The organism is Shewanella aestuarii, assembly GCF_014647215.1.
Taxonomy (GTDB): domain Bacteria; phylum Pseudomonadota; class Gammaproteobacteria; order Enterobacterales; family Shewanellaceae; genus Shewanella; species Shewanella aestuarii.
On record NZ_BMOT01000003.1, the window covers coordinates 237,197 to 256,080 of the forward strand.

Consider the following 18,884-nt stretch of genomic DNA (forward strand, 5'->3'; position numbering starts at 1 on the left):
CATAATACCACCCGATAAGGTGGTATTTTTTTGAATCGATTTTTATTGCTTTAAATTATCAGTATTTTGCCGATACAATGTAACTAATTTGTAAAATGTTTTTCAATGCATTTCGAATTCAACAATAATAAAAAAATGATCGGAAATTATTATGCAAACTTCTTTCGAAAAATCGATTCACCGTAAATTATTAGCCCCTATTTTAATTATATTTATCCCCTTGCTAATATTAATTAGTTTGTTGGATGCCAATATCAGTAAAACCACTGTGATTGGATTAATCATCGGCCTAGCTATTTGTCAGTGGTTGTTGGGCTTGTGGAGTATCCAACATTATTTACAGTCTCGCCTAGCTAGATTACATCAATATTTGCAGTTGGTTGTTAATACCGAAAAAGCCCCAGAATCGCCGCTCAAAGATCATCAAACCGATGAACTTGCCACAATTACCAACGAATTAAGTCAGTTTATTGAAGGGTTGAAAGTCATCCTTGATGAAATCCGTCTCGATGCAAAAACCTTTAAACAAGAAGCGAAGGTATTAACAGAGCAAATGCATCATGCTGAAATATCAGTTGATAAAAGTGTCCAAGAAAATGGGCACATTACCTTGTCGTTGCAAGAAATTACCCATACTGCATATGAGTTATCCAGTAATGCCGACGAGTTAAAATCTACCTCGGCGGAAGTGCATCAATTACTTAAAATTGGTAATAAAGATGCTATCGATAATCAAACCGCTATGACAGATTTTGCTAACGGAATAGAAAGCATGGTTAATGATTTAAGCCTGCTTAACAATGACAGTTTAAAAATTGGTAATGTGTTGGACGTGATTAAAAGTATTGCCGAGCAAACTAATTTACTCGCCCTTAACGCTGCGATTGAAGCGGCGCGTGCAGGGGAGCAAGGCAGAGGTTTTGCGGTGGTTGCCGATGAAGTCAGAGCGCTGGCACATCGTACCCAAGAATCTACGGTAGAGATCCAAAACATTGTTCAACAACTGCAAAATAAAGCCCAAAATGCAGTGACAGGGATTGGTGAGAGTCAACGCATTAGTCAGCAAAGTGTTGAGCAATGTCAACGGGTCACTAAGGCATTTAAAGATATTGAAGAGGCATACAGTTTACTCGACAATGTTGCCAGTAATATGACTCTCAGCATTCAGGGACAACAAGCATCGACAGAAAGCATTAATCATAGAGCGAATGAAATCTCTCGTTTAAGCCAAGATGTTTCCCATGGCTTGAAAGTGGCAGCCCAAGGTGCAAATGAGCAAAGTAAAACCTCTGATAAACTCGAACGTGTACTTGGACGAATTTGTGTTTAGTGAAATCAAGCATTTGATTCGATGAGTTTTGCATCTATAAAAAAGGAGCCTAAGGCTCCTTTTTTATAGATTGCGACACCAGAGGTGTTAGCTGAAATATTTAAGCAAACTCAGCTAAAATCCAATCAAGCGGAGCTTGGTATTGAATTGGCATCCAAGGTTTTAATTGTTTGATGGTGGCATTTAATGCGTCTGTATCCTGTACCGATAGATTTAAATGACCCACTTTACGGCCTGGGAGCACTTCTTTGTTATACCAAAACAATTCCGCATTTTGCAGGCTTAACCAACGGTCATCTTTTTCTACACCAATTAAGTTCACCATAACACATTGAAAGTTCACTTGTGGTGTGTGAATTGGCAGATTACATAACGCGCGTAAATGTAATTCAAACTGATTAATATGACATCCGGCTTGGGTCCAATGGCCAGAGTTATGAACGCGCGGGGCGAGTTCATTGACCAAAAGATGTTCGCCAACGCGGAAACATTCCATTGCCATTACACCAACATATTCAAGACCATTCATAATGGTCGCAAGCATGGCTTCTGCTTCAGCTTGAAGATGGCTTAAGCGGCTTAATGGCGCAATAGAAGCCATTAAAATGCCATCTTGATGTAAGTTAAGCGTCAAAGGGTAGAATAAACAGCGACCATCTAGGGTCCGCACTCCCACCAATGAGACTTCTTCATCAAAATTTATGGCTTGCTCAGCAATGGCCTCGTTACGCCAATCATTTGGAATACAGGTCGATTGCGCTTGTTTTAGCCAATGCTGGCCTTTACCGTCATAACCACCGGTGCGGCGTTTTAGCAATACGCGTTCACCATACGCTTGATGGAGTTCATCAGTGCTAACAGACTCAGTGACTAATTGCCAAGGCGCTGTCGCAACCGACAATTCATCGAGTAGGCTTTTTTGAGTGAAGCGATCGGCTAGGCGACCAAATACTGGGCCATTAATAAAGTGAGGATGCTGGCTAAGTTGTAAGCTAGTGCTGGATTCTGGCCACTGTTCACGTTCGGCGGTGATCACATGTGAACTTTCAATCGGTAAAATATCGCCGTTTGGGTTCATGATATCGACAGGACGGACATCAATGGCTAAAGGTTGCCCTGCGTGGCTGAGCATGGCACCTAATTGACCATTACCCAATACCCAAACCGTATGTTGCTGGCTCATTAGTCTTCTCTCGGATCTGGATTATCTAAAATTGAACGAGTTTGCTCGTCACGAAAAGCGTCAATTCGAGCCGCTAATTGAGTATCTGTTGTTGCTAAAATCTGACTTGCAAGTAAACCGGCGTTAAATGCACCTGCAGTACCAATAGCCAAAGTCCCAACAGCAATACCTTTAGGCATTTGAACTATCGACAATAAGCTATCCATGCCTGATAACGCTTTGCTTTGCACTGGGACACCTAAAACAGGTAAGCGTGTTTTAGAAGCTATCATGCCAGGCAAATGAGCTGCGCCACCCGCGCCACCAATAATCACTTTATAGCCTTTGTCGGCAGCGGTGCTAGCAAAGTCCATTAGTTTATCTGGAGTGCGATGAGCTGAAACCACTTCAACGTGATAAGGCACTTGCAGTTTGTCCATAATTTCTGCCGCGGCTTCCATTGTTGGCCAATCACTTTTAGAACCCATAACAACAGCAACAAGAGCTTGCATGGTTTACTCCTTAATGTACTTATTCAATTCGTATATTTAGCCTATTTTCTATGCAACATGGCACAGGGGAAATAGCATCAATAATAAGGCGATAAAAAGGTGACAGATAATATCATGTTGGAGGGGGTTACGCTGCGCTTTAGTGTTTTGTGAGGCTAACACTTAGTTTAGAAATTCGGATACTGAATTGGCTGATAATTAACCACTTACCACCATATTGTTAACCAATTGTGCTTTTATTTAGTTATAAGATATAAAATTAGTGCATTATCACCTTGTTAACGGTACGTTATTCTGAAAGCTTTATTCACTGGTGCAATTATGTGTGCGATTTGAGTGAATAGACTATGATTAAATGCATAACTAACTAAAAATGAATGTGTAGATAAAGGCTTAGTAAAAATGACCAAATTAAACAGTCTTATTATTGGAGGAATGTTGTCAATTTTGCCCGTTATGGCAAATTGCGCAGATCTTGAGGCTGTATTATTAGGTGAATTCACGAACAACGCGATTGATGTCACCCAAATGAAGCCGATGGCTGTACTTGACCTGTTAGCGCAAAATAGTCAGCAAGACCTAACCTTTACCTTTCAAGAGATGAGCATGACCCGTGGTTGGATGGAAATGCCAAAGCTTGAAAACGCATGTATGTATAACAAGGTCAAAACCCCTGAGCGGCAAAAGGTGGGGTATTTCAGTCAATATCCTATTACCTTATACCCTCCATTAAGATTAATTGTTCGCAGTGAGGATGAAAGCCTTTATTTGAGTGAGTTTGATGTTTCTTCCATTCAAGCCTCACAGCAAATGCGCTATGCACTCGCTAAAAATCGCTCCTATGGAGTGCTTGACGCGCAAATTGAACATAAAAAGCAATGGCTGTTTTTCCGTGATGGCCCTAATTCGATTGAAAAATTGCTCGAAATGCTTTCACTGAATCGAATAGATGGCTTCATTGAATATGCCGATACAGTGAATGCTTACATCCTTGAACATAAAGCCGGTTTAAACGTTAGCAGTGTTCCGATTAAAGGGGTTAGCAAACCCTCACCCGGCTATATTGTTTGTTCAAAAACTGACTACGGTCAGAAATTGATCAACGCCATCGATAAAGCAATGAGTAAAAAGTCTTTTCAACAGGCATTGATCAGCATCCATCAAGAATTTGCGTCAGTGGAAGACAAATCATTATTAGGGGATGAGTTAATTCAGATTTTTGAGGAAGCAAACTAAGCTAAATTTAAATGTATGGCTTCATTTAACGGAATAATTGATTAAATAAAAGGATAGGTATTACTGTTTTAAGTAGAGGTATTCTGTGATCTATTCTGAGGCTAAAATAGCCATTATTTCAGGTTTAAAGGTGATAAAATTACATCTAGTAACACGCACTTTTCCTTCAGTCTTACTGGCATTTTTTATTCTATCTTTACCTGTAAAATCAGCTCCCTTAGAGGGAATTCTATTGGCTGAGACCGATAGCAATCAAAGTGATTTAACTAAAGCACAGCCGTTAGGTATGTTTGCAGTACTGCTAGATCATAGAGAAGAGCGCTTCAACTTTACTCAGCAACAGGCTAGCTATAGCCGTTCATGGAGTGATTTAAACAAGCTAGGCAATGCTTGTATGTATAACAAGTTCAAATCCGCAGAACGTGAGCAAGTGTCATACTTTAGCCAAAAACCTATTACCGTGTACCCGCCATTAAGGTTTATCATTTTAAAGAAAAACCTCCATTTATTCCCAGATATCATTGATTTTAAAAATCTTCCTCCAAGTATGAAAGGCAATGTTGGTGTAGTAACCGCTCGCTCATATGGTGACAATCTAAATCCTATTATTGCCGAGCATCCTGAGTATTTTTACTTTCGTAGTGGGATGAACTCAACCAATAAACTGTTGGAGATGTTAGCCAAAGAAAGGGTTGTAGGTATTTTGGAGTATTCAGCTGAAGTCGGGTTTATTAAACACAAAATAGGTATGGCATTCGAGCATTACGCCATTCCAATTAAAGGCGTACTACAACCTAATTATGGTTATATTGCGTGCTCTAAAACGCCAATGGGTAGGCAATTAGTGGACAGTATTGATACCGTTATGAGTCAACCTAGCTTTATTCAGGCTTTTATCGACGAGCATAATCGTAATTTTGATGAGGATGAAAAGGCGTTAATTAAACCTGAATTTGATAAATTACTTAAATCAGAACCCTCATTGCCACAGTAATAACCCTTTTTAAAATTGAAATCGTTTGTAAGCTAAAACGCATTCAATTTAAGGGTTATATATGGATGACTTTCATGCTTTAACGCAAGCGGTGATGGTAAATGTCAATCGCCGTCTCGGGTTGGTTTTTATCGCTTTGGTTGTGGCAGCGTGTAATCATCACACCAGCACAGAAGATGCTGACAATACACGTTTATCTGCCAGTGAAACCGTTGAAAGCCTCCCGCCAGCAGATTTTCAAGTTGATGCGGCCGCTTTATTAGCACAGCCATTATCAAAACATGGCTTAACTCACGCGATGATAACAACCTATGCTAGGGCTCAAAGCCCTGGACGATTTATCCCTTATGTCCAAAATGGCAATATGGTTACGGCTGAAACCCCGGTATCTACTTTTTCTATTGATGTGGATACAGCAAGTTATGTCACGCTTAGGCAGCAAATCAACCTGGGTCTTTTACCGCAGAAAAATAGTCTTCGCGTAGAAGAGTTAGTGAACTACTTCGATTACGATTACCCGCTACCGAACATCAATGACGCGCCCTTTAGTATTCACACTGAGTTAGCGCCATCACCCTATAATCAAGATACAAAACTGCTTCGTATCGGTGTGCAAGGCTATAAGTTAATGCCTGAGCAAATCAAAGCCCGAAATTTGGTGTTTTTGATTGATGTGTCTGGCTCTATGTCATCTGCCGACAAATTACCGCTCTTAAAACAAGCGCTAATGCTGCTGAGTTCAGGATTAAATGCCCAAGATAAAGTATCGATAGTGGTTTATGCCGATGGTTTACGCCAAGTATTAGACGGGGTGAACGGCAATGCCTTGCAGCAAATAAAGCAAGGATTAAATAGTCTTGAAGCTGGTGGCGGAACCGATGGTGGTAAAGGGCTTGCGTTAGCCTATGAGTTAGCCCAAAAACATTTTATTGAGCATGGCGTTAATCAGGTGTTGTTGGCAACCGATGGTGATTTTAACCTTGGCATGAGTAATCAAACTGAATTGGTCGATTATGTGGTTCAGCAAAGGCTAAGTGGTGTTGGGTTAACCACACTCGGTTTTGGGCTAGGGGCTGCAACGGCACAATTTAATGATGGCTTACTTGAACAACTTGCAGCCAAAGCCAACGGCCAGTATGCCTATATTGATACGCTTAACGAAGCCCGAAAAGTACTTCATGATCAATTGTCGCAAACTTTGGATATCATTGCCGCCGATGTAAAAATTCAAATCGAATTTAATCCTGCTATTGTGTCGGAATATCGCTTAATTGGATATGAAAGTCGTCAACTACATCGCCAAGATTTTCACAATGACAAGGTTGATGCGGCAGAAATTGGCGCCGGTCAAAGTGTGACGGCGTTATATGAACTGCGGTATAACCAAAGCACTCAATTAATGAACTCGCCATCTGGCGATAAATCGAGTGGCGTTGGCAAACAGCCAGGGGCTTTATCTCATCGTCAGCAGTTTGATGGCGATGAAGTAGCTTTACTGTCTCTTCGCTACAAGCCTTTTCATGGTGGGCAATTAGCCGCCTCGAAAAGCCTGCTCATCAGCCAGATGATTTTAGCCAATACTGAGTATAAAAATTTACAGCAGACAAGTGATGATTTTCGATTTGCCGCAGCAGTAGCAGGTTTTGGTCAACTAGTTAATCATAATCATTATGTACATGATATTGATTATGATAAGTTAATTAGCTTAGCGGCGGGGGCAATGGCAAACGATCCTTTTGGATATCGGCATGAATTTTTACAATTAATGCGCACGACTCAATTATTAGTTGCACAAGGAGCCGTACCAAGTGGTGGATTTTATGATGATGTAGATGAGCCTCAATATCCCCGCAACGCGACTACAGAAGCTTATCCTATGCCGAAACCGCTAACGCCTGGCGAGCGGCAATGATTGCCACCTAATTCAATACACTGATTTAAAGGGAAAGTGCATGACACGACAACCGAATACAAGTGCCGCGGCTGAAACTGAAATAGATCAAAGTATGTCGGTAACCGATGAGCAGTTAATGTTGGCTTATCAAGCGGGTAATATCAGTGCTTTTGAACAGTTATACAAAAAGCACAAAGGCCCGTTATATCGCTACTTTGTTCGCCAATTGCGAGACAACACATTAGCAGAAGACTTATACCAAGAGGTTTGGGGCAAAGTGATTAAGGCGGTGGCAAGTTATCAAGTGAGTGCAAAATTCACCACCTGGTTATACAAAATTGCCCATAACCTGATCATAGATCATATTCGCGCGGTAAAGCCATTAGATGACACTCAAGCTTTAGGTGAAGATCAAACCATGGACAGCTTTAATGCCGTCATTGACGTTGAGCCTGAACAGCAGTTGCAGCAACAGCAACAAGCCAAGCTGCTGCAAGGATGTATTGATTTATTACCCGCGGTACAAAAAGAAGCTTTTTTGCTGAATGTCGAGTTAGGCTTAACCGCAGCAGTCATTAGTGATATTGCCAACGTGACATTAGAAGCGACAAAAAGTCGTATTCGATATGCCTACCAAAGCATTAAGTTATGTGTCACTCAAAAAACTCAAGGGGCATAAAGATGGTTAAAGATAATGATGACACTTTTTTAGCCCTGCAGGATGAGATAGCCAGCCTCTACCATCATGGTGTTAAAGAGCAACCATCGGCACAATTAGATGAGGCTGTTTTAGCCATGGCACAAGCTGAACTGCAACGCGGAAAAATGGAAAATACCCAAGCTGATACTGATAGCAATAAGGTGGTAGAACTTAAAACTTGGCAGCGGTATCGCTGGCAATTATCAACGGCGGCATCCGTTGTTATCGTGGCCGGTTTATTTATGATGATGCCAATGCAGCAAAATTCTGACCCAGCGCAAATGGGCATACCCGATGCAGAGCATGCGCCTATGTCTTTGATGCAAGCGCCATTGCCTGCAGCAAGCGAGGTTAGCGATGATGACGTCATTCAGGCCGATGTTCAGCATGGCGCAGCTAAGGCTATAAATCAGTCTGAGATACAAGGCGTTGCAATGTCAGTGCAAAGTGTTCAAAGCAATGCCGCGCTTGAGGTGGAGCAGCAAAAGCCATCAAGTGATAATGCAAAGTCAACATCTTTGCTGTCAGATTTGAAACCATCAAGCCGTGACAACATGGCCTTTGAGTCGGAACAACACTTTTCAAAGCAAGTCGAATTGATAACCCTTGATACGGCAGAAAAAGCCATGGAAACACTCAAGCAGTTAGTCGCCACGCAGCAATGGCCACAAGCCGAGCGTTATCTGTTAACGATGGAGCAAAGGTTTCCCGAGCTTAATAGCCCCAAACACCCGTTACATATCGATTACCAGTCAATTAAACAGCAACTTACTGCACGTTAAATCATGATTTGCGTTTTAAAAAGACCAAGCCTCGGCTTGGTCTTTTACTTGGCAGTTAACGGGTTGTCGCCGTCATAATATCAAGAAGAGCAACATAATCGTTGTTATTGGTTACACTTTGGCGCTTTCAAAAATATCCCATTCTGGTAACTTGACTGCCAATAACAACATAAAAGGGAAAATGGCTCGTTATGAAACTTCGTCGTTCAGTATTAAGCTACATGGTTGCACTGGGTTGTGTTAGTGCATTTTCAACGGCTACCTACGCCAGTAATGGTTATTACCGCGCTCCAGCATTACATGACAACACGTTAGTGTTTACCGCTGAAGGGGATTTGTGGAAAACGCAGCTTAACAGCAAAGTGGCTAGCCGTTTAACAACCCAAGCGGCAGAAGAAATCGAGGCGAGTATTTCGCACGATGGTCAGCGCCTCGCTTATACCGCCAATTATGAAGGCGCGACAGAAGTCTATGTTATGCCTATGGCGGGCGGGGTGGCTAAACGAGTTAGTTTTGAAAACTCCCGCGTGCGTTTACAGGGCTGGACGGCAACGGGAGACATCCTTTACTCCACCGATAATGCGTTTGGTCCTGCTAATTATTGGGTACTTAAAACCATTAACCCAGACACATTAGTCGTAACCGATTTACCCCTTGCCGACGCGATAGAGGGCAGCATTGATGCCAAAGGTGAATATGTTTACTTTACCCAATTTGGTCTTCAAGCCAGTGGCGACAATGCCAAAGTGTATCGTGGCGGCGCCAAAGGTGAAATTTGGCGTTATCAACTAGGCAGCGATAAAGAAGCCGAACAGTTAACCTTGCAACATCCTGGCTCAGTACGTCAGCCAATGCTATGGCAACAAAGGGTGTTTTTTATCAGTGATGCCTCAGGCAATGACAACATCTGGTCGATGTCATTAACCGGCGAAGATATTAAGCAGCACAGTCAATATACCGATTGGCAAATTAGAGATGCTAAATTACATCAAGGTAAAGTGGTATTTCAGCAAGGGGCAGATATCAAACTGTTCGACCTTGCTAGCAATCAAGAGTCAGTTGTTGATGTTGATTTAAGTAGTGATTTTCCGCATCGCCGTGAACATTGGGTTAACGACCCGATGGCGTTTGCCACCTCAACGCGCTTAAGTCCAAAAGGCGATCAAGTGGTGATCACCGCGCGCAGCCATGTTGCCATTGCCAATAAAGATGATCGCCGTTTGATTCAAATCGCTTCGGCCGCAGAAACGCGTGTGCGTGATGCCATATTAAGCACTGATGGTCAGTGGGTGTATGGTATTAGTGATGCATCGGGAGAGCAGGAGATTTGGCAATTTCCAGCCGACGGTACCGAAGGCGCTAAACAGCTGACCAAAGACGGTAAAACACTGCGCACCAGTTTAAGTCAGTCACCTAATGGTCGCTATTTAGCGCATGACGATTATATGGGGAATGTGTGGCTGCTTGATTTAACCACCAATAAAAATCTCAAAATAGCCGCCGATGGCGAGGGATTAGGCCCGTATCAGGATATCGTTTGGTCTCCAGACAGCAAATTTATTGCCCTAACCAAAGCCGAAATTGGTAAGCAGCGTCCGCAAATTGTGTTGTATTCAGTGACGCAGGCAAAAGCGCAAACCTTAACTTCAGATAAATATGAGTCATTTTCGCCCAGCTTCAGCCACGATGGTGATTGGTTATACTTCTTATCGAACCGCGACTTTAAAGCCACTCCAAGTTCGCCTTGGGGCGACCGAAATATGGGGCCAGTATTTGATAAACGCACGCAGATTTTTGCGTTAGCACTCAATAGCAAAGCACAATTTCCGTTTGCTAAAACCACAGAATTAACCGCTGTAGCCAACCCAGACGACAAGGTAGAAAAAGCCAAAACCAAGCTCGATTGGCAAGGTTTAGCGCAACGTTTATGGCAAGTGCCTGTTGAAGCCGGCAATTATAATCGCTTGCAACAATCTCCCACTGGCTTGTATGTGGTTGACAGCGTGAATGATAAAAGCGCATTAAAATGGATTAAATTTGATAACGTCGCCCCTAAAGTCGATGTTTTTGCTGATGATATTGCAGATTTTACCCTTGCAAATGATAACGCCACCATCATGCTGCGTAAGCAAAGCAACCCTAAAGAATTATTGATAGTGGCTGCGGGAGATAAAATTCCTGCGGATGTTAGCCAAGCGAAAGTGAAAACCGAGCAATGGCAACTGCAGATATCCCCAATGCAAGAGTGGCAGCAAATTTTTGAAGATGCTTGGTTAATGCACCGAGGTCAATTTTTTGATACCCAAATGCGCGGACTTGATTGGCAAGCAACCAAAGCTAAGTATCAACCCTTGCTGCAACGCTTAACCGATAGAAATGAACTCAACGACATTTTTGAGCAAATGATGGGCGAGCTCGACTCGCTTCATTCGCAAGTACGGGGTGGCGATATACCACAGGATGCCGATGCGGCTAAGTCCGCTTCATTAGGTGGGCGCTTGAACCTGACAGCAAAAGGGGTGGAAATCGCCCATATTTATCAAAACGACCCTGAGTTACCCAGTCAAGCATCACCGCTGGCGCGTATCGATGCAGATGTCAACGTCGGAGACATTATCAAAGCAATTAATGGTAAACCGGTTAGCCATTTGGGAGATGTGACTCAGCTATTGCGTAATCAAGCTAATAAGCAGGTGTTGTTAACCTTAGAACGTGGCCGTGAACAGCATCAAACCGTGGTATTGCCAACCGACACCGCAACCGATGCCAAGTTACGTTATTTAGACTGGGTACAACATAATCAAGCCAAGGTGAGTCAGGCGTCAAAAGGTGAATTTGGCTATTTGCATTTGTATGCCATGGGCGCAGGCGATATTGAAAGCTTTGCCCGTGAGTTTTACACCAACTATGACAAGCCAGGATTGATTATTGATGTAAGACGTAATCGCGGTGGCAACATTGATAGCTGGATTATTGAAAAGCTGTTGCGCAAAGCGTGGGCATTTTGGCAACCAACCCATGGCAGTGCCAATACCAATATGCAGCAAACCTTCCGCGGCAAACTGGTGGTCTTAGCCGATCAAATGACTTACTCCGACGGCGAGACTTTCTCGGCAGGGATTAAAGCCCTAGGTATTGCGCCATTAATTGGTAAACAAACGGCTGGGGCAGGGGTGTGGTTATCGGGGCGTAACAGTGTCACCGACAACGGCATGGCCCGTGTGGCGGAATATCCACAATATGCGATGGATGGCCGCTGGGTGCTTGAAGGACATGGTGTTGAGCCTGACATCGAGGTAAGTAACTTGCCCCATGCCACTTATCAAGGTAAGGATGCCCAATTAGAAAAAGCCATCAGCTATTTAAAAGAACAGCTAGTGCAAAGCCCTTATCAACCATTAAAAGCGCTGCCATTACCTAAAACAGGTAAGGCCGATGATATTCACGCTAATTAATCTGCCTATTTACACAGTCAGTTAATGTAGATTTAATCAATTACAGCCCCATTAATGATGGGGCTTTTTTATTTAACCTAAACTCAATTAAATTTTCATTGGTGTTAGATAGATTTCAAGTGCAAATGATCCAGCGAGGCGCCGACTCTGAGTTTTAAAGTCAGCATCCATGTGGGATTAGCTCAAACCAATAACCTCCTTGTTAAACAGCCAGCTCGGCATCCATGCCTCTCGCTCAAAAATGTTTCACTGATTGAAACTTCGCCCTGTTTGGGATACTCGCTGGTTCATCAGCACCTGAATTTATGTTTCTTCGATTAAGCTTCATTGAGGGCTGTGGTAAAAGCTAATAAATCAGAACAAGAGTTAACTGATTTTTGGACAGTATTTGGTAGAAAGGTGACTTCAAGTGCAAATGATCCCGCGAGACGCCGCAAGCACCTCCGTGTGGGCTTAACCAAAACATCCCTGTTTTGGATACTTGCTGGCTCATCTGTACCTGAATTTTTGCTTCTTCGATTAAGCTTCATTGGTGGCTGTAACAACACAAGAGCTAACTCGGAACTGGACAAAATTGGCTCAGAATGTGTCTTTTTATCAAAGAATAAGCAGACCCAATTAAATATTCAAAGACGTCAAATTGATTACAATTGGCTTCAAGTGCAAATGATCCAGCGAGACGCCGCAAGCACCTCCGTGTGGGCTTAACCAAAACATCCATGTTTTGGATACTCGCTGGCTCATCAGCACCTGAATGTTTGTTTCTTCGATTAAGCGTCATTGGTGGCTGTAGCAAAAGCTAAATCAGATCTGGTGTTAACTCACTTTTGGACATAAACGTGTCAGCTAGTTCTCTAAATTAGTATTAAACGAATAACTTCAGGTATTGCAAACCTCGAATCAAATGGCCAAATTCACTATGCCGCTACAAACCCATCAATTTCGTTGATTAACAGAGCCTGGAATTGCCAACGTTTCAGTTGTCAGAATGGAACGGATTTAGGCAGTGTCAGAGTCATCAACTCTAAATATGCATACTCTATAACATATTGTTTTGTATGTTTTTTTGATGTAAGGTAAAATACAGAAATATGGAGTATTACTCATGTTATTCTATCCATGCTGCAACCTATCAAATATCTCTGGGGAGTGTTACTAGATTGGCAGAAAAGTTAAGGCGTGCACAGGTTACCGACACCGTTAAAATGAGCCTACTTGCAGAAGTTCAGGGGAAGTGTCCCCTATGCCGGAAAAATCTTATCAAGAGAAAAGTATCAAACAACGTTCCTGTTCGGGTGTTTGATGTGGCACACATATACCCACTCAATGCTACCGAGCGAGAGTTAGAGTTGCTGGAAGATGAAGAAATACTATGCGATGACATAGACTCTGAAGGGAACTTCATCACTCTGTGTAAAGAGTGTCACAAGATGTACGACACTCAAAAAACTGTTGAGGAGTATCGGCTACTTGTTGAAGTAAAAAAGACTATCAACAAGATAAGAGCACTAACCGAAACTTGGGATAATCAAACACTCCATGGGGACATTGCTTTAGTCGCAGAGCGTATTGACCAATTCGATGCCAAAAAACTACAAAATAGTAAACTCTCATATGATGCTCTAAAAGTATCCGATAAAACTGACGATACTTTTGGTCAATTAAATGAAATGAAAGTAAGCATGTTTGTTATTAATTACTTTACCAACATTAAAGAATCGCTCAAAAGACTTGAAATGGAAAGAAAAGCCAGTTCTTTAGTTATATGCAATCAAGTAAGAAGCTACTACAGCATGTTGTTATACCAAGGCTTCAATCAAAGCGACATTTTTGAGCAAATGTGTAATTGGTTCATGGTAAACACTGGCATTAACGAAAGAACAAAGGCTGAAGTATTAGTTTCCTACTTCATTCAACACTGCGAGATATTCTCAGATGATAGTACCGAATAAAATCATATCAATTGATGAAAGTGTTATTTATAAAGCAGCAAAAATTCTGCCTAAGATCGATGGTATTACTCAAGTTACAACATTGTATTCAAAAAACAAAAGACTATTTGTAGATATACCTGAGTTTATTGAAGCGCTAGATGTTTTATTTGCACTAAATAAAATAGAACTAAATATAAACAACGGAGTAATAAAAGTTGCTTAAAACAATAAGTTGCGAAAAGCTCGTAGAGACAACATTAATTTTTCAAAGTGGCTTAAACTCTGTTGTAGGTGCTGATGACGCTCACAACTCAATTGGTAAGTCATCTATTTTGATGTTGATTGATTTTGCTTTTGGAGGGGATGATTTCCCTAACAAATGTGATGATGTAATTAAAAACGTTGAAGATTTTGACTTAGCTGTGACCTTTGAATTTGATAAAATATACTCCTTCGTCCGTAATACCAGTACAAGCGATAGCATATACTACATTGAAAATAAAGAGGTTTTAACTGTTGAGGATTATCGTGATTTCCTGAGAAAAATGTACGGTGTCGACAAGTTTGATCTGAGTTTTCGCGAATGTGTTAGTGCTTTTTACAGAATCTATCAGAGAGATAACTATAAAGATAACCGACCTCTAGATAACTTCCCCAAAGAGCCTTGGACGTCTATTCGAAAAAGAGTTTTAAAGTTATTTGATGAATACGGTGCCATCGCAAAATTAGAACAAGAAAAAAAGACTGAAACTGACAATAAGAATGACATCAAAGGCGCTTTCAATACTGGTGTTATAACCAAAATAAATAAAACAACCTTTAAAAAGAACGAAAATGAACTTCAAGTTATTCGTGAGCAGATATCTTCCATAAAATCCGCATTGGAAACTAATGTCACTGATATAAAGTCAATAATCAGTAGTGAAAATGCAGAGCTAAAACGCAACAAAGATTCGCTAATTAATCTAAAGTTCAAGTTAGAAACTAGCCTCAATAGAATAGAAGACAGTCTTTCAAAAACAAAGCTCAAAAATAGCCGAAGCTTTAACGAGTTAGTCGAGTTTTTTCCTGACATTAACAAAGAGAGACTTTCTCAAGTTGATGCCTTTCACTGTGGTATCAGCAAAATAATGAGGGGGCAGCTAAATGAGGAGAAGCTTGCATTAACTCAAGATATCAGCGAACTAGATACTGAGATTGAGAAAATAGATAATGAGCTCCTAAAAATCGTAAACTCAAAAGAAGAGTCTGTGTATCTGCTTGAAAAGCTGATTGAGCTAGATCGCCTTGAAAAGCAACTATTCCAGCAAAATGATTTTTGTGAGAAAGAAGTGCAAGTTACACAAAAAATCAAAGATATCAAAGCTAAAATCAAGGATACGCTTGTAGGCTCTATTGATACTATTCAAAAGTCAATCAATCAAGGGTTGGGCGAGTACATCAGTAAGATTTACTTAGGTAAACCAATCTGCCCTGAGCTTCACATGTTAGATAACGACTATAAATTTGATAGAGGTGATGATAGAGGCACAGGTAAGGGGTTTGCAAACATGATTTCACTAGACCTTACGCTATTGGAGAAAACTTGTTTACCTAACATTATCCATGACAGCCTATTGTTTAAAAACATGGATGTGACATCAGTTGAAAATCTCATCTCAACTTATGCAAGTTTTGATAAACAGATTTTCATATCTATAGATGAGGTATCTAAATACAAGGATGCTACTAAAGCGCTGATCAAAAAATCTAAGTTCATTGAACTAAATAAAGATCGAGTCGCTTTTGGTGAGAAATGGAAAACCGAATCTGATAGTTAAATCGGCGTTTAAATGAGAACAAATGGGTCGGGTCTTATTTTTGTCTTCCCATTAATTTAAGTATTGCGAAAGTCTCACATTGAGATCTGCTCTTTCATTTTGGTCAACTCACAATGGGGCATGACTAATCCGCAGGACTTGCTACCGAGGACTTTCGTAAGGTCCAGGAATTTAGTGGGGTCAGAGTAAACTTTATAAAAAGTTGATAGGCACATGTTATTGAATGGATTTTTCTTCCCTAAATGGCGCACTCGATGAATACATTCGAGGTTACCCAACTTTGTCCTTAATTTTACATACTTTAATCTACTTTATAGCTTTAATTCAATGTTTTAATGAAAGTTATACTGGGTAGGTTAAGTGAGTCCTTGACTTCAATCTAATCAATTACCTGCCGCAGGCCTATGTGCAAGTATGAGCGTGACACGCTACAAGTTAAAACTTTCAGATTCAATATGAATTGAGGTCATCGAGAAAAGGCCGTGAGCTTGGCATGGATGCCAAGCTAGCTTTCGTTAGGCCAAGGATGGCCTATCGGAAGCGTTAGAGCTTTTTGACAATGGCCGAAGCGGGCAGCAAATGAGGTTTAAAGCTGGATCGATCCCCATCGAAAATATGCGCTTTTCAGCATTTTTCGTTAGGGGCGGCAGGGTGATCCAAGAGGGTATTGCTGTTGATACCCTTTTGGCCGGTGCAGGATGGAATCCTGCGATGTTAATCCAAACGGAGTTTGGGAAACTTGTTCTTGGGCAAAATGCCATGCTGAACCTATAAAGTACACCTCAAGATACATTCTTTGCTATGCGCCAAGCTCCATATTGCTAATCTAATTTGGGCGGCAAAAAAGTGTTAGTCCTTGATAAGCATTTATACTCACAAGAAGGGGTTATTGACGATGATTATTAACAAAGTGGTTGATAAACAAGCTAATCGCATCTCTATTGGCAAGCACGCGTTGATCAAACGCTTGCTGACCGGGTGTTTCAGTGCAGATAGCAATTTGGCTACCACTTTGAAATAAGGCACTTTCAAATGAACTATCAAAATGATTAAAAATAATCCCCTCTTTAACAGGGCATTCATCAATCTCACCATCGTCAGCAATAGGGAAATAGCGTCCTAAACTATCGCGTAGCTGGTAACTTAGCGGGCTAGGTAACGCATGAGATTCTAATGCGTACAAATAAGTGTCATGCAGCAATACATCTTCATGGCAGGTTAATATGCCATGCTCAGAGGCTGTCAGTAACCTAGCCATGGATTGCTGTAAAATAAGCCCTTCAACCGATGTGTGAGAGTTTGATACCACTTGACCCGATTGATATACAAAACCCCGATTGGGATTTTGCTGAAACAGATTTAATCGGTTGCCAATACTAAATCCACTTGGGTTGACCAAAGGCAAAATACTCAAATTAATTTTTTCAAGAATACGTGGGTCAAGTTGCGTTAAGGCGCTGATCAATCCCCACGGCCCAGCCGATTCTTCGCCATGAAATCCGGCACAGACTAAAATTGATGGATTATCGGGATTGACGTGCACGGTTTGGTATAGCGACAGCGGATATTGCTGGTGGTCATCAATAAAACCTAACGGCTTCACTTGCATATTGAGGCGGGTAACTTGAGCGGATAAATACTGCTCAAATTGCGTTAAATCATTACTTTGGCAGTTAAATAATTCACTGTGCCAGAGATAGTTTTTAAATAACTGTGTCATACATATCAATGTTAATGAACCATTTTCATATAGTAAGCAGCGGCGAAAAAAATAACTATCAAAACTTATTACTTCACATAGTGTGAGTGTAAAAAATTGCTAAAACTGCTGACGCAAAGTAAATGATGTTGATTTTTTGTGCATTTGAGGTTGGTTATCTAAAGCAAAGTTACCTTTTTTAATGATATTTACTTTGCATCTTCAGCCTAGGTGCTTATCTTCACAACTGAAGAATTAGGAGTAAATATGACCAAGCCTTTATTACTTATTGTTTTACTATCTGCCATTTTAGGTTTATCAGCCTGTGCCACGGGTAACACGCCTGAAGCCAAAAAAGCCAATGCTCGTAAAGAAACGCAACAGGCCTTAACGGAAATTTATAAACAACATCCCGCGGCAAGAACTGCAGTGGGTCAGTCTGTGGGTTATGTTGTGTGTAGCGGTAGTAATAGTTACCTCTTTGCGCTTTCAACTGGCGGCGGAATATGTGTATTAACAGAGGGCGGGCAAACGTCTTATTATCGTTTTGCCACTGGCGGTGTTGGCGCTGGGATAGGCTGGAAACAAATGGCTTATGTGCAGGCATTTACTAAACGTGATGCACTGACCCGTTTTAAAGAATCGGGCTATGAAGGCCAAGCTCAGGCAGAAGCCAGTGCTAAATATGAAGAGAATGGCGAACAAGCTTCGGCTAATCAGTCGGTTGATATTGATGGAGTGAAAACCTATCAAGTCAACTTAATGGGCGCAGCCGCTCAGGCCACTGTTCAAGGTTACAAATATTGGCAAACAGATTTTAGTGAAGATTTTATGCAAAAGTCTGAGTAATATGCTGTTCAATAGCCATAAAAAAAGCCGCATGTAGCGGCTTTTTTATTATCTAACCCATGATTTAGTGCTTAATTTCAACTTCACATGCTAATGAGTTGGCAATAAAACAATTAGCGTGTGCTTTTTCATGAATTTTGGCGAGTGTTTCATCGCTTACTTCAACACCCTCAGCAAAAACGACCTCTGGATTTAAGGTCATTTTCACGACAGCAATTTTACCCGCATCATTTTTACCTAAATCGGCAATAGCGTTATCGCTGTATGTGCTAACAGGTAAACGTTTAAGGTGTGCTATCGCTAAAAAAGTCAGCATGTGACACGAAGAAAGCGCGGCTAAAAGGTTTTCTTCAGGGTTAACTTTGTCTTCGTTGCCTTTGTATTCAGGTGCTGATGAAGCTTCAATCGATTGACCACTGCCATATTTGACTTGATGATCGCGATTAAATTCGCCTTCTGCTGCTGGTGAAGTGTGCCAATCAACAGTTACTTTAAAACCCATCTACTACTCCTAATT

At 41.3% G+C, this 18,884-nt stretch carries 16 protein-coding genes; 12 read left to right on the forward strand and 4 right to left on the reverse strand.

Features of this window, described 5'->3' with window-relative positions:
* Positions 1 to 151 precede the first annotated feature (151 nt).
* Positions 152 to 1,330, forward strand: coding sequence for a methyl-accepting chemotaxis protein (locus tag IEY03_RS07060; RefSeq protein ID WP_188840642.1), 1,179 nt, complete (start codon positions 152 to 154; stop codon positions 1,328 to 1,330).
* Positions 1,331 to 1,430: 100 nt separating this feature from the next.
* Here the strand turns inward: IEY03_RS07060 and purK are convergent, their stop codons facing one another.
* Both purK and purE read right to left on the reverse strand, forming a co-directional pair.
* Positions 1,431 to 2,513 carry a 5-(carboxyamino)imidazole ribonucleotide synthase gene (gene purK, locus IEY03_RS07065; RefSeq protein ID WP_188840643.1) on the reverse strand — a complete coding sequence of 361 codons (1,083 nt, stop codon included), beginning with the start codon at positions 2,511 to 2,513 and terminating at the stop codon, positions 1,431 to 1,433.
* Positions 2,513 to 3,004 (reverse strand): 5-(carboxyamino)imidazole ribonucleotide mutase, encoded by a 492-nt coding sequence (gene purE, locus IEY03_RS07070; RefSeq protein WP_188840644.1) that lies wholly within the window; start codon positions 3,002 to 3,004, stop codon positions 2,513 to 2,515. The genes purK and purE overlap by 1 nt, the downstream gene beginning before the upstream one ends.
* Positions 3,005 to 3,406: 402 nt before the next feature.
* Between purE and IEY03_RS07075 the strand changes: the two genes are divergently transcribed.
* From IEY03_RS07075 to IEY03_RS07120, 10 genes are all read left to right on the forward strand, one after another.
* Positions 3,407 to 4,240 carry a hypothetical protein gene (locus tag IEY03_RS07075; protein ID WP_188840645.1) on the forward strand — a complete coding sequence of 278 codons (834 nt, stop codon included), beginning with the start codon at positions 3,407 to 3,409 and terminating at the stop codon, positions 4,238 to 4,240.
* An 85-nt stretch (positions 4,241 to 4,325) separates the two neighbouring features.
* A complete protein-coding gene (locus tag IEY03_RS07080) occupies positions 4,326 to 5,234 on the forward strand; it encodes a hypothetical protein (protein ID WP_188840646.1) in 909 nt (302 codons plus the stop codon).
* A gap of 61 nt (positions 5,235 to 5,295) precedes the next feature.
* Positions 5,296 to 7,146, forward strand: coding sequence for a vWA domain-containing protein (locus IEY03_RS07085; RefSeq protein WP_188840647.1), 1,851 nt, complete (start codon positions 5,296 to 5,298; stop codon positions 7,144 to 7,146).
* Between the two features lie 94 nt (positions 7,147 to 7,240).
* Positions 7,241 to 7,807 (forward strand): sigma-70 family RNA polymerase sigma factor, encoded by a 567-nt coding sequence (locus tag IEY03_RS07090; RefSeq protein WP_188840728.1) that lies wholly within the window; start codon positions 7,241 to 7,243, stop codon positions 7,805 to 7,807.
* Between the two features lie 2 nt (positions 7,808 to 7,809).
* Positions 7,810 to 8,610, forward strand: a complete 801-nt coding sequence (locus tag IEY03_RS07095) for a hypothetical protein (RefSeq protein ID WP_188840648.1) — start codon at positions 7,810 to 7,812, stop codon at positions 8,608 to 8,610.
* A 191-nt stretch (positions 8,611 to 8,801) separates the two neighbouring features.
* Positions 8,802 to 12,065, forward strand: coding sequence for a S41 family peptidase (locus IEY03_RS07100; RefSeq protein ID WP_188840649.1), 3,264 nt, complete (start codon positions 8,802 to 8,804; stop codon positions 12,063 to 12,065).
* 336 nt (positions 12,066 to 12,401) lie between these two features.
* A complete protein-coding gene (locus IEY03_RS07105) occupies positions 12,402 to 12,773 on the forward strand; it encodes a hypothetical protein (protein ID WP_188840650.1) in 372 nt (123 codons plus the stop codon).
* Between the two features lie 452 nt (positions 12,774 to 13,225).
* A complete protein-coding gene (locus tag IEY03_RS07110) occupies positions 13,226 to 14,017 on the forward strand; it encodes an ABC-three component system protein (RefSeq protein ID WP_188840651.1) in 792 nt (263 codons plus the stop codon).
* Positions 14,001 to 14,222: an ABC-three component system middle component 7 gene (locus tag IEY03_RS07115; RefSeq protein ID WP_188840652.1), complete on the forward strand. Its 222-nt coding sequence runs from the start codon at positions 14,001 to 14,003 to the stop codon at positions 14,220 to 14,222. Before IEY03_RS07110 ends, IEY03_RS07115 begins: the two co-directional genes overlap by 17 nt.
* Positions 14,215 to 15,819 (forward strand): DUF2326 domain-containing protein, encoded by a 1,605-nt coding sequence (locus tag IEY03_RS07120; RefSeq protein WP_188840653.1) that lies wholly within the window; start codon positions 14,215 to 14,217, stop codon positions 15,817 to 15,819. Before IEY03_RS07115 ends, IEY03_RS07120 begins: the two co-directional genes overlap by 8 nt.
* A gap of 886 nt (positions 15,820 to 16,705) precedes the next feature.
* Here IEY03_RS07120 and IEY03_RS07125 read toward each other — a convergent pair.
* A complete protein-coding gene (locus IEY03_RS07125) occupies positions 16,706 to 17,539 on the reverse strand; it encodes a M14 family metallopeptidase (protein ID WP_188840654.1) in 834 nt (277 codons plus the stop codon).
* A 246-nt stretch (positions 17,540 to 17,785) separates the two neighbouring features.
* Here IEY03_RS07125 and IEY03_RS07130 point away from each other — a divergent pair, with 246 nt between their 5' ends.
* Positions 17,786 to 18,367: a lipid-binding SYLF domain-containing protein gene (locus IEY03_RS07130; protein ID WP_188840655.1), complete on the forward strand. Its 582-nt coding sequence runs from the start codon at positions 17,786 to 17,788 to the stop codon at positions 18,365 to 18,367.
* A gap of 64 nt (positions 18,368 to 18,431) precedes the next feature.
* Here IEY03_RS07130 and IEY03_RS07135 read toward each other — a convergent pair whose 3' ends face one another.
* Complete coding sequence (locus IEY03_RS07135; RefSeq protein WP_188840656.1) at positions 18,432 to 18,869, reverse strand: OsmC family protein; 438 nt, start codon at positions 18,867 to 18,869, stop codon at positions 18,432 to 18,434.
* Positions 18,870 to 18,884: the final 15 nt, after the last annotated feature.